Source organism: Paenibacillus sp. 2TAF8, from assembly GCF_052114825.1.
Classification (GTDB): Bacteria; Bacillota; Bacilli; order Paenibacillales; family Paenibacillaceae; genus Paenibacillus.
Window position 1 is genome coordinate 1 of record NZ_JBFRFN010000060.1, and the last position, 598, is coordinate 598.

The 598-nt window shown below is 47.3% G+C and carries 1 tRNA gene and 1 rRNA gene; both read left to right on the forward strand.

Features of this window, described 5'->3' with window-relative positions:
• Positions 1–135: ribosomal RNA gene (locus AB4Z30_RS29935) — 16S ribosomal RNA — on the forward strand; the annotation flags it as partial.
• Positions 136–243: 108 nt separating this feature from the next.
• Positions 244–319: transfer RNA gene (locus AB4Z30_RS29940), tRNA-Ala, on the forward strand.
• The last annotated feature ends 279 nt before the right edge of the window (positions 320–598 follow it).

A 598-nucleotide genomic window follows, 5' to 3' on the forward strand; every position in this document is an offset into this window, starting at 1 on the left:
ACACCACGAGAGTTTATAACACCCGAAGTCGGTGGGGTAACCGCAAGGAGCCAGCCGCCGAAGGTGGGATAGATGATTGGGGTGAAGTCGTAACAAGGTAGCCGTATCGGAAGGTGCGGCTGGATCACCTCCTTTCTATGGAGAATCGTCTTCTGCAACGAAGACATTCAAATATGTAAGTTCAATGAACTTGCAAGCAATACAAAGTTACCAATCCATTTGTTCAGTTTTGATGGAATTTGAGGGGCCATAGCTCAGCTGGGAGAGCGCCTGCCTTGCAAGCAGGAGGTCAGCGGTTCGATCCCGCTTGGCTCCACCAAACAATTTCATCTATTTGCTGTGTTCTTTGAAAACTAGATATCGAAACGAAACAAACGCGAATTAGAACATTCCTTTTTAGCTGAACTTGTGTTCAACAAGTTTCAATAAAAACGGTAGTTAATTGCTGTTGCGATGGTATCGAATGGGAGCGACTTTTGGCTTTGGACGTAGTCCAAAACAAGGGAAGCGAGCAGTCGAAACCGGAGCAATCTGGTTAAGCTACTAAGAGCACACGGAGGATGCCTAGGCGCTAGGAGCCGATGAAGGACGTGGCGAA